The organism is Pseudomonas sp. PvP025 (assembly GCF_017832155.1).
Lineage (GTDB): Bacteria > Pseudomonadota > Gammaproteobacteria > Pseudomonadales > Pseudomonadaceae > Aquipseudomonas.
In genome coordinates this window covers 678,220-690,553 of the sequence record NZ_JAFIBJ010000001.1, presented here as the reverse complement: position 1 = coordinate 690,553, position 12,334 = coordinate 678,220, and the positions used below count along the sequence as shown (strand labels likewise).

At 66.7% G+C, this 12,334-nt stretch carries 1 protein-coding gene (cut by a window edge); it reads right to left on the bottom strand.

What is annotated here, in order from left to right:
* Positions 1-12,334, bottom strand: the 5' portion of a protein-coding gene (locus JOE32_RS02875) for a non-ribosomal peptide synthetase (protein WP_209981247.1). The gene continues 581 nt to the left of window position 1, outside the view; 12,334 of the gene's 12,915 nt are visible here — the first part of the coding sequence; the start codon lies at positions 12,332-12,334; its stop codon lies beyond the left edge, outside the window.

Below are 12,334 nucleotides of genomic sequence, written 5' to 3'. Positions count from 1 at the left end.
GGCGGCCGATGTCGCCGGTGCGGTACATACGGCCGCCGTTGAACGGGTCATCGAGGAAGCGTTCGGCGCTGAGGTCCGCGCGGTTGAGATAACCGCGCGCCACCTGCACCCCGCCAATGAACAGCTCACCCACCACCCCCAGGGGCACGGGCTGCAACTGCGTATCCAGCACGTACATGCGGGTATTGGCGATGGGTTTGCCGATGGGCGTGTTGTCCGGTACGTCCGCACGCGCACAATTCCACGCGGTGACGTCCACCGCCGCCTCGGTCGGGCCATACAGGTTGTACAGGCCGATGTCCGGTAACTGCTGCTTGAAGCGTCGCACCAGGCTGCCCGGCAATGCCTCGCCGCTGCACATCACCTGCCGCAGCCCCGCAGCCTGGCTGACATCGCCGTGGGCGAGGAACACATCGAGCATCGACGGCACAAAGTGCAGCGTGGTGATGCGCTCGGCCTGGATCACCTCGCACAGGTACGCCGGCTCCTTGTGCCCGCCCGGACGCGCCATCACCAGGCGTGCGCCGGTAAACAGCGGCCAGAAGAACTCCCACACCGACACGTCGAAGCTGAACGGGGTTTTCTGCAGCACCGCATCGTCGGCGTTGAGGCCATAGGCGTCTTGCATCCACAGCAGGCGGTTGACCACGCCGGCATGCTCGTTGATCACGCCCTTGGGCTGGCCGGTGGAGCCGGACGTGTAGATCACGTAGGCCTGGTGCCGTGCGGTCAGCGCCGGCACTTCGGGGTTGGTGGCGCGCTGGTGCTGCCAAGTGTCGTGGTCGAGGTCGATCACCGGCACATTCCCCAGCAGTGCACGCGTTGCGGATTGGGCCAGCACCACCACCGGCGCGCTGTCGTGCAGCATGTAGGCGATGCGCTCCCGGGGATAGGCCGGGTCGAGCGGCACATAACCGCCGCCGGCCTTGAGGATCGCGAACAGGCCCACCACCATGTCCAGGCCACGCTCCACGCAAATGCCCACCCGCGTATCCGGCTGCACGCCGAGGTCACGCAGGTGATGGGCCAAACGGTTGGCGCGCTCGTTGAGTTGCTGGTAGGTCAGCTGTTGATGATCAGCCTTCACCGCCACCGCGTGCGGCGTACGCACCACTTGCGCTTCGAACAGGCCGTGCAGGGTCTGGTCAAGGTTGTAAGCCACCTCGGTGGCGTTGAAGCCCTGCAGCACTTGCCGGCGCTCCTGCTCGCCGAGGATCGACAGGCGATTGATCGGCTGCTGCGGTGCCTGCTCCAGCGCTTCGACCAGGCGGGCCAAAGCCGTCTGCATGTAGCCGCACACCCGTTGCGCGTCCAGGCGGGCCAGAGCAGTGACATCGTAACCGTCGCCCAGGTCGTCCACATTCAGGCTCAGCGGGTAGTTGGTGCGCCCGTCGTTGGCCAGGGTCTGCATGCCTTGCCAAGCCTGCTGTGCTCCAGCCGAGCGCGTGGCCATGCCGCGATGGCGGTAGTTGAGCATTGAACTGAACAGCGGCGCCGGGGCCGCCACGCCGCTGCAACGCTGGGCCAGCGCCAGGGAGGCATGCTCATGCCCAAGCAATGCGCTGAGTCGATCATGGGTGGCGCGCACCGCCGTCTTGACGCCCTGAGCGTCGATATCCAGACGCAACGGCAAGGTATTGATAAACACCCCCAACGCACGGTCGGCGCCTTCGCCACCTTGCAGGCGGCCCACCAGCACGGTGCCAAATACCACGTTGTGGCGACCGGATGTCGCGGCCAGCACTTGGGCCCAGGCCAAATGAAACAGGCTCGCGGTGCTCACCCCCAGTAAACGTGCCTGGGCACGCAGGCCGCGATTCAATTGGGCGTCCAGACGCAGGCTGTATTCTTCGATTTGATGGCCGTCGCCGCGCACGTCCTGCCAACCGAACGGCAGCGTCGGCTCGTCAATGTCGCCGAGCATGTCGCGGAAAAATGCTTCGTGCTCCTGCTCGCTGACGCCCAACAGCGCCTGGGCCACATAGTTGCGATACGGCATCGGCGCTGCCGTGGGCGCGCCGTGGCCGAGCAGATGGCCCTGCATTTCGCGCAGCACCACGTCGAATGCGGTGTGGTCCAGGGCGATATGGTGATAGAGCAACACCACCGCTACGCGCCCGTTGGCCGGATCCTGGGCATAGTTCACGCGGATCAGCGGCGCCTGGCTGATGTCCAGACGAAAGCGCCGCGCATCGAAGCGTTCATGCAGCCCTGCCAGTACGTCGCCTTGCAGGTGCAGTTCCATCATGCTCAATCGGGCTTCGCGCCACACCACTTGCAGGGGTTGCGCCAGGCCTTCCCACACCACGCCGGTACGCAAGATATCGTGACGGTCGATCACCTGTTGCAACGCCGCTGCAAAGGCGTCCAGACGCTCGAGGCTGTCGAAGGCCAGGTGCGATTGCAGCAGGTACGGGTCGCCTTGCCCGGCGCTGATGTGGTGGTAAAGGATGCCCTCCTGCAACGGCGCCAGCGGGTAAATATCCTGCACATTGGCGGCGCCACCCGGTACCTGCGCGACCACCTGATCGATCGTCGATTGGTCAAGGCTGACCAGCGCCAGCATGTCCGGCGTGATGCGTTGGCAATCGGCCGCAATACGGTTGGCCGGCACCTGCACTTCGCGCCCGCTGCCCACGGCAGCGGCCAGCGCAGCCAGGGTCGGCTGGCTGAACAACACGCGCACATCGGCGCTCAGGCCGACCTGACGCATGCGCTCGATCAGGCTCACGGCCAGCAACGAATGCCCGCCCAGCTCGAAGAAGTGGTCATGGCGACCGACTTGCTCCACCTGCAACACCTCGGCCCAGATGCGCGCCAGGGTGGTTTCGACGTCACCCTGCGGGGCTTCGTACGCGCGGCTGAGCAAGGCGGATTGATCCGGCTCCGGCAGCGCCTTGCGGTCCAGCTTGCCGTTGGCAGTCAGCGGCAACGCATCCAGGCGCATATAGGCGACCGGCACCAGCGCCTCGGGCAACTGCGCCTGCAGGTGCGCGCGCAGGCTCTCGATATCCAGCGCGCGCTGCTCGGTGAACCAGGCCAGCAGGCGGCCTTCGCGCACCAGCACCACCGCTTCGCGAATGCCATCCAGTGCCGCCAGGCGGCTTTCGATTTCTCCGAGTTCCACGCGCATGCCGCGCACTTTCACCTGATCGTCGTTGCGGCCCAGGTATTCCAGGTTGCCGTCGGGCAGCCAGCGCACCAGGTCGCCGGTGCGGTACATACGGCCCTCGTTGAACGGGTCTTGCAGGAAGCGTTCGGCGGTCAGGTCCGGGCGGTTCAGGTAACCGCGCGCCACGCCGCTGCCGCCCACGTACAACTCACCGGCCACGCCCACCGGCACCGGGCGCAGTTGGGCATCCAGCACGTAGCTGGTGGCGTTGGCCACGGGCCGGCCGATGTGCAGGACCTGCCCGGCGCGCATGCGGCCGGAGGTCGCGACCACCGTGGCTTCGGTGGGGCCGTAGTTGTTGATCACCGCAAAGCGCTGCTCGTGGGTGAACTGGCGCAGGCGATCACCGCCGATCAGCAGCGTGCGCAAGGTCGGGTGCTGCAGCGGCTGCCCGAACGCGTATTCGGCCACTGGCGTGGGCAGAAAGCTCACGTCCAGCGGTTGCGCCAGCCACCAGGCCAGCAGTTCGTCGATGTTTTCATTGCCCACGTAAGCGGGCGGCAGGTGCAGGGTCGCGCCCACGCACAGCGCCGGCCAGACTTCCCAGGCCATCGCATCGAAGCCGAAGCCGGCTACGCTGCTGGTATGTCCTGAAGCTTTCAAGCCGAAGGCCGCGCAGTGCCAATGCAGCAGATTCTCGACACTGCGGTGTTCCACCATCACACCCTTGGGCTGGCCGGTGGAGCCGGAGGTGTAGATGACGTAGGCCAGGTGCGCCGGGGTCAGGTTGGCGAGCTGCGGATTATCAACCGCCTGCTGCTGCCAGCGTGGGTCGTGCAGGTCGATACTGCTGACCTCGCCCAACAGCTCGCGAGTATTGGATTCGGCCAGCACCGCCACCGGCGCGCTGTCCTGCAGCAGGTAGGCGATACGTTCGGCCGGGTACGCCGGGTCGATGGGCACGTAGCCGGCGCCGGCCTTGAGAATACCGAGCAGGCCTACCAGCATCTGCGGGCCGCGCCGGCAGCAGATCGCCACGCGGTCGTCCGGTTGCACGCCCAGTGTCAGCAGGTGATGGGCCAGTTGGTTGGCGCGTTGATTGAGTTGCTGATAGGTCAGTGATTCGCCGTCCTGCTGCACGGCAACCGCGTGGGGTTGGCGCTCGGCCTGGACTTCGAAGGCGCCATGCAGGGTCTGGCCGCGCGGGAAATCCCGGGCGGTGGCATTGAAGTCACGCAGCAGGGTGTCGCGCTCGGCCGGCGGCAGAATGTGCAACTGGTTGAGCGCGGTTCTCGGGCTGTTTTCCAGGGCGCCGACCAGTTGCTCCACGGCGTTGTGCATGTAGCCACACAGCCGCTGCGCGCCGATCTGCGGCACGGCCAGCACGCTCAGGCCAAAGCCTGCACCCAGGTCATCGACGCTCAACACCAGCGGGTAGTTGCTGCGTTCTTCGCCGCCGAGCAGTTGCACACCCTCCCAGATACCCTGGCCATCGCGGGCCATTTCGCCGGGGGTGCTGTGACGGTAATTGAGCAAGGCGCTGAACAGCGGCGTTGAGTTCGCCACGCCACTGCAACGCTGGGCCAGCGCCAGCGACGCGTGTTCATGGCCCAGCAACGCGCTCAAGCGTGTGTGGGTGGCCTTGACCGCCACCGCCGCACTGGCGGCCACATCGACGCGCAATGGCAGGGTGTTGATGAACATGCCCAGCGCGCGGTCGGCGCCGTCGCCGGCCTGCATGCGGCCCATCAATACCGTGCCGAACACCACGTCGTCGCGCCCGGATACCAGCCCCAGTACCTGCGCCCACGCCAGGTGCATCAGGCTGGCGGCACTCACGCCCAGCTGCCGCGACTGCTCACGCACGCGCTGAGCCAGCGCGGTGTCGAGAGGCAACTCGGCCTCTTCGATAGCGCGCCCGTCGCCCTGCACGTCCTGCACGCCAAACGGCAGCGTCGGTTCATCAATGTCGGCGAGCATTTCGCGGAAGAACTGCTCATGCTCGGCGGTGCTCACCCCCAGGCGCGCCTGGGCCACGTAGTTGCGAAACGGCGCAGGCTCGGGCAAGGCATCGGCCTGGTCGAACAGGAACGCGCGCATTTCCTGGCTCACCACCTCCATGGCGGTGTGGTCCAGCGCCAGGTGATGGAACAGCAGGATCGCCGCCACGCGGTTATTGGCCGGATCCTCGGCGTAGACCATGCGCAACAGCGGCGCCTGGGTAATGTCCAGGCGGTAATGCCGCGCATCGAAACGGCCGTGCAACTGCTCGATGATGTCGCCATCCGCCGGGTCCAGGCCAATGGCTTGCACCACCAACTGCGCCTTGCGCCATACCACTTGCACCGGGCTGTCGAGACCTTCCCAGACCACCCCGGTGCGCAGAATATCGTGGCGCGCGACCACGTGTTGCAGCGCGCCCATGAAGCTGTGCAAACGCTCAAGACTGTCGAACGCCATGCGCGATTGCAGCAGGTACGGATCGCCCTGCTCGGCGCTGATGTGGTGGTAGAGGATGCCTTCCTGCAACGGCGCCAGCGGGTAGATGTCCTGCACATTGGCCGCGCCACCGGGCACGGTCGCGACGATGCGCTCGATGGCCGCCGGGTCGAGCTGCACCAGGCTCAACATGGATGGGGTGATGTGCGTGCAGCCCGCCGCGATGCCATTGGCCGGCACCACAACCTCCCGCCCGCTGCCCACGGCGGCAGCCAGCGCGGCCAGGGTCGGCTGGCTGAACAGCACGCGCACATCGGCGCTGAGGCCGACCTGGCGCATGCGCTCGATCAGGCTCACGGCCAGCAACGAATGCCCGCCCAGCTCGAAGAAGTGATCATGGCGCCCGACCTGCGCCACCTGCAAGACCTCGGCCCAGATGCGCGCCAGGGTGGTTTCGACGTCACCCTGGGGAGCTTCGTACACGTGGCTGAGCATGGCGGATTGATCCGGCTCGGGCAGCGCCTTACGGTCCAGCTTGCCGTTGGCGGTCAGCGGCATGACGTCGAGTTTCACGTAGGCCACCGGCACCAGCACCTCGGGCAACTGCTGTTGCAGTTGCGCGCGCAGGGTACCGATGGCAAGGGGGCGATGTTCGGTAAACCACGCCACCAGACGCCCTTCGCGCACCAGCACCACCGCTTCGCCGACGTCGTCCAGGGCCGCCAGGCGGCTTTCGATCTCGCCCAGTTCCACGCGCACACCGCGCACTTTGACCTGGTCATCGTTGCGGCCCAGGTAGTCGAGATTGCCATCGGGCAGCCAGCGCACCAGGTCGCCGGTGCGGTACATGCGGCCTTCGTTGAACGGGTCTTGCAGGAAGCGTTCGGCGGTCATCTCCGGCCGGTTCAGGTAACCCCGCGCCACACCGCTGCCGCCCACATACAGCTCGCCCACCACGCCCAGCGGCATCGGGCGCAAGTGCGCGTCGAGCACGTACACGCAGGCATTCGCGATGGGCCGACCGATATGCAGCGGCTGCCCCACCTGCATGCGCCCGGAGGTGGCGACCACCGTCGCTTCGGTGGGACCGTAGTTGTTGATCACCGCAAAGCGCTGCGCCTGGCTGAACTGGCGCAGGCGATCACCGCCGATCAGCAGCGTGCGCAGGCTCGGGTGTTGCAGTTGCCGGCTGAACGCGTATTCGGCCACCGGCGTGGGCAGAAAGCTCACATCCAAAGGTTGCGCCAGCCACCAGGCCAGCAGTTCGTCGATGTTTTCATTGCCCACATGAGCGGGTGGCAGGTGCAGGGTCGCGCCCACGCACAGCGCCGGCCAGACTTCCCAGGCCATCGCGTCAAAGCCGAAGCCGGCCAGGCTGCTGGTGTGCCCGGAAGCGTTCAGGTCGAACGCGTCGCAGTGCCAGTGCACGAGGTTTTCCACGCTGTGGTGTTCCACCATCACGCCCTTGGGCTGGCCGGTGGAGCCGGAGGTGTAGATGACGTAGGCCAGGTGCGCCGGGGTCAGGTTGGGCAGTTGTGGATTGCTGACGGGATGCTGCTGCCAGCGCGGGTCATGCAGGTCGACGCTGTTGACTTCGCCCAACAGCTCGCGAGTACTGGATTCGGCCAGCACCGCCACCGGCGCGCTGTCCTGCAGCAGGTAGGCGATGCGTTCGGCCGGGTACGCCGGGTCAACGGGCACGTAGCCGGCGCCCGCCTTGAGAATACCGAGCAGGCCCACCAGCATCTGCGGGCCTCGACGGCAGCAGATCGCCACGCGGTCATCCGGTTGCACGCCCAGTGTCAGCAGGTGATGAGCCAGTTGGTTGGCGCGTTGATTGAGTTGCTGATAGGTCAGTGATTCGCCGTCCTGCTGCACGGCAACCGCGTGGGGTTGGCGCTCGGCCTGGACTTCGAAGGCGCCATGCAGGGTCTGGCCGCGCGGGAAATCCCGGGCGGTGGCATTGAACTCACGCAGCAGCGTGTCGCATTCGCCCGGCGGCAGAATCGACACCGCCTGCAACGCCGTGGTCGGCGCCTGTTGCAGCGCGATCAGCAGGTTGCGCAATGCGGTCAGCATGTAGTCGCCCACACGCTGCACGTTGACCTCGGCGACGCCCTGCACCGCCAGCGCGAAGCCCGTGCCCAGGTCATCGACACTCAGCACCAGCGGGTAGTTGCTGCGCTCTTCGGAACTGAGGATATCGATGCCAAAGCCCGCGAACGGACTGGCGCCTGGCGCCTCGTCCGGTGCGCTGTGGCGGTAGTTGAGCAAGGTGCTGAACAACGGCAGCGAAGCCGGCACACCGCTGCAACGCTGGGCCAGGGACAGTGAAGCGTGCTCATGGCCGAGCAATTGCGCCAGGCGTGCGTGGGTGGCGCGCACACCGGCCTGCACGCCAACGGTGCCGAGGCTCACCCGCAGCGGCAAGGTGTTGATGAACATGCCCAGCGCGCGGTCGGCGCCCTCGCCGCCCTGCATGCGCCCCAGCAACACAGTGCCGAACACCACGTCCTGCTGGCCGGACACCTGGCCCAATACCTGCGCCCAGGCCAGGTGCATCAGGCTGGCCGGGCTCACGCCCAGCTGTCGTGCCTGTTCGCGCAGGCCCAGGCTCAGCGCCGGCTCCAGCGGCAAATGAACCTCGTTGATGCCGCTGCCGTCGCCGTTCACATCCTGCAGCCCGAAGGCCAACGTCGGCTCGTCGATATCGCCGAGCATCTCGCTGAAAAACGTTTCGTGCTGGGCCTGGCTGACCCCCAGGCGCGCCTGGGCCACGTAGTTGCGGTACTGCACCGCGTCGGGCAGCTGTGCGCTGCGACCGCACAGGCTGGCGCTCATTTCTTCCACCAGCACTTGCAGCGCGGTGTGGTCGAGCAGGATGTGGTGCAACAGCAGGATGCCGACGAAGCCACCCCGCTCCTCGGCGTAGGCCAGGCGCATCAGCGAAGCGCGGGACAGGTCGAGGCGATAGTGACGTGGGTCGAAGCGCTGTTGCAGTTGCGCCAGTCCATCGCCGCCCTGATGCTCAATGCGCTCCACCGCCAGCCGCGCCTGGCGCAGGACCACCTGCACCGGCTCATCCAGGCCTTCCCAGAGGATCGCGGTGCGCAGAATGTCATTGCGCTCGATCACGCTGTGCAGCGCGTCAACGAAGGCGTCCAGCGCTGCCTGGTGTTCGAAGCGCAACTGCACCTGCAACACGTAGGGATCGCCCTCGGTGGTTGCCAGGTGATGGTAGAGAATGCCGGCCTGCAACGGCGCCAGCGCATAGATGTCCTGCACATTGGCCACGGGCACGCTGTGCAGGATGTGGTCGATGGCCGCCTGGTCGAGGTCGATCAGCGGCAGCATGTCCGGGGTGATGCGCTCGCTGCCGGCGCTGATCAGGTTGGCCGGCACCTGCACTTCGTGCTGCCCGCCCACCGCCGCGGCCAATGCCGCCAGCGTAGGCTGACCGAACAGCACGCGCACATCGGCGCTGAGGTCGACCTGGCGCATGCGCTCGATCAGCTTGACCGCCAGCAAAGAATGCCCGCCCAGCTCGAAGAAGTTGTCGTCGCGGCCCACCCGGTCGAGCTTGAGCAGCTCCTGCCAGATGCCCGCGAGGGTGCTTTCCACTGCGCCCTGAGGGGCCGCGTAGCCGCGCCGGGCCACGGCATCGGCGTCGGGCGCGGGCAAGGCCTTGCGGTCGAGCTTGCCGTTGGTGGTCAGCGGGAACTGGTCGAGCAGCACGAAGGCGGCCGGCACCATGTGTTCGGCCAGGCTCAGTTGCAGGTGGTCGCGCAGTGCAGCGATATCGGGCGTGCCGTCGGCAATCACGTAGGCCACCAGGCGTTTGTCGCCCGGCTCGTCTTCGCGCACGACAACCACCGCGTCACGCACGCCCGGCGCGGTGGCCAGGCGCGCCTGGATTTCGCCCAGTTCGATGCGGAAGCCGCGGATCTTCACCTGGTCATCGTTGCGCCCCAGGTACTCGACGCTGCCATCGGCCAGCAGGCGGCCGAGGTCGCCGGTGCGGTACATGCGCAGGCCGGTGGCCGGGTCGGCCAGGAAGCGTTCGGCGTTCAGTTCATCGCGGTTCAGGTAGCCGCGCGCAACGCCGGCGCCGCCCACGTACAGCTCGCCGACCACGCCCATGGGCAGCGGCTGGCGCTGGGCGTCCAGCACGTAGAGTTGCAGGTCGGGAATGCGCACGCCAATCGGACTGACGCCCACCAGACGCGCGTCCGCCGCCTCGAGGGCGCGGTAGGTCACGTGCACGGTGGTTTCGGTGATGCCATACATGTTCACCAACTGCGTGCCGGCGTTGATCGCGCGGGCATACCAGGGTTTGAGCATGCCCGGCTCCAGTGCTTCGCCGCCGAAAATCACCTGGCGCAGGGAGTGCGCTTCGCTGCTGTGGCCCTGGGCCGCAATCAATTGGCGGAACGCGCTCGGCGTTTGGTTGAGGATGCTCACGCCGGCTTCGCAGAGCAGCGCATAGCACGCATCCGGCGAACGGCTGACCAGTTGCGGCACAATCAGCAACTGGCCGCCGTGCATCAACGCGCCCCAGATTTCCCACACGGAAAAGTCGAACGCGAACGAGTGGAACAGCGCCCACACATCGGTGTGATTGAAACCGAACCAGTGCTCGGTGGCACTGAACAAGCGCGCGACCTGGCGATGCTCGATCATCACGCCCTTGGGCAGGCCGGTGGAACCCGAGGTGTAGATCACATAGGCGAGGTTGGCCGGGCTGAGCGGCACGCGCGGGTTGACGATGGACTCACCGCGCAGGTCGTTCAAGTCGATCTGTGCCAGGTCGCCCACCCGATGGCGGGTATTGGCCTGCACCAGCACGGCCAGCGGTGCGCTGTCGGCCAGGGTGTAGGCGATGCGTTCCTGCGGGTAGGCCGGGTCGATCGGCACATAGCCGGCGCCGGCCTTGAGGATGCCGAGCAGGCCGATGATCATTTCGGCGCCGCGCTCTACGCAGATCGCCACGCGGTCGTCTGCACGGATGCCCTGGGCCAGCAGGCGGTGGGCGACCTGGTTGGCGCGTTCGTTGAGCTGGCGGTAGGTCACGCGCTGCTGGTCGTAGCGCAATGCGATGGCGTCGGGATGAGCGGCGGCGTGGGCTTCGACCTGCTGGTGGATCAACGCAGTGTCGGCATAAGACGTGGGGCTGTGGTTGAGCGTGTGCAGCAGGTGCTGGCGTTCGGGGTCAGGCAGGATGTTCAGGCCGCAGAGCGGCATGTCCGGTCGCTCGTGCAGCGCGTCGGCCAGGCTGTGCAGGGCGACATGCAGGTAGTCGGCCACGCGCTGCGCGCCGATGGACGCGTCGACCATCACCGTCAGCGCAAAGTCTTCGCCCAGGTCGTCGACGTTGACCGTCAGCGGGTAGTTGGTGCGCTCTTCGGCGCCAAGCACCTGGATGCCTTCGGCGATGTCGATCACCTGGGCCATGTCCGTCGCCGCGCTGTGGCGGTAATTGAGCATCGCGCTGAACAACGGCGTGGGCGCCATCACGCCGCTGCAACGTTGGGCCAGGGCCAGGGACGCGTGCTCATGGTCGAGCAAGGCGGTCAGGCGCGCATGGGTCGCCTTGACCTCGGCGCGCACGCCCTGCCCGCCCACATCCACGCGCAACGGCAGGGTGTTGATGAACATGCCCAGCGCACGTTCACCGCCTTCACCGGCGCCCATGCGCCCCAGCATCACGGTGCCGAACACCACCGCATCGCGACCGGACACTACGCCCAGCACACGGGCAAAGGCCACGTGCATCAGGCTTGCCGCGCTCACCCCCAGTGGGCGTGCCAGGCTGCGCAGGCGGCGGCTGAGGTCGCTGTCGACGGGGATGCGCGCCTCGTCGATGCCCTGGCCGTCGCCCTGCACATCCTGCAGGCCGAACGGCAGCGTTGGCTCATCGATATCCGCCAGCATCGTGCGAAAGAACGCTTCATGGGCCTGCTCGCTGACGCCATGGCGCACCTGGGCGATGTAGCTGCGAAACGCCACCGGCTCACTCGCCAGTGCCTGCTGGCCGGCCAGGTACAACTGGACTTCATGACGCACCACGTCGAGGGCGGTGTGATCGAGAATGGTGTGGTGGAACAGCAGCATCGCCACCACACGCTGGTTGGCCGGGTCGTTGGCGAACACCAGGCGCAGCAGCGGCGCCTGACCCAGGTCCATGCGATAGCTGCGCGGGTCGTGGCGCGCGCCGAGTTGCGCGAAGACGTCACCACCGGTGAAGCGGGCTTCTTCGCAGGCCAGGGTTGCCTTGCGCCACACCACTTGCAGCGGCTCGTCGAGACGCTCCCACACCAGCGAGGTGCGCAGGATGTCGTGGCGGTCGATCACCCATTGCAGCGCCTGGGCGAAAGCGTCCAGGCGGGTGCGGCTGTCGAACACGAATTGCGCGTGCAGCACGTAGGGGTCGCCCTGCTGCGCCGAGAGGTGGTGGTAGAGCATGCCTTCCTGCAGTGGCGCCAGCGGGTAGATGTCCTGCACGTTCGCTGCGCCGCCGGGGATGGCCGCGACGATGCGGTCGATGGCGTCCTGGTCGAGGCTGACCAGCGCCAGCATGTCCGGGGTAATGCGGTAGGCGGGACTGAGCCAGTCGCCGCCATGCTCGGCCACCAGTTCGAGAAGCTGAGGTTTGTGGGCAATGAGTTGATCCCATAGCGCGTCATCCAGGGCCTCGTCGTCACCGAGGATGATCAGGTCGCCTTCTTCCAGTTGCAGACGGATCGCGTGGGTGGAAATCGCTGTCAATAATTCGCTGAACTGCAT